This window comes from Pseudoalteromonas sp. GW168-MNA-CIBAN-0100, assembly GCF_040309225.1.
Taxonomy (GTDB): Bacteria; Pseudomonadota; Gammaproteobacteria; order Enterobacterales; family Alteromonadaceae; genus Pseudoalteromonas; species Pseudoalteromonas arctica.
On record NZ_JBEOOL010000948.1, the window covers coordinates 1 to 245 of the forward strand.

1 protein-coding gene is annotated in these 245 nt (G+C 35.9%); it reads left to right on the plus strand.

Features of this window, described 5'->3' with window-relative positions; translation table 11 throughout:
- Nucleotides 1-245 (plus strand): histidine kinase dimerization/phospho-acceptor domain-containing protein (locus AAEY62_RS24140; RefSeq protein WP_350636999.1); only part of this gene is annotated, 245 nt, incomplete at both ends.

The window sequence follows — 245 nt, forward strand, 5'->3', positions numbered from 1 at the left end:
GCATTGTGGCAATTCTTATTTTAATTACAGTTATTGCAATTTATCGTCGCAGAATAGAAAGTAATGCAAAATTACAATTAACAGAGCAAGTAGAGCAACGCACGTTAGAATTACAAACAGTGGCGCAAGAGTTGCGCGAAGCAAACGATGTTAAAAGTCAGTTTTTAGCAAATATAAGTCATGAAATTCGCACTCCACTTACCGCTATTTTGGGTCAAACCGACGACTTAATTAATGGTTTGTAT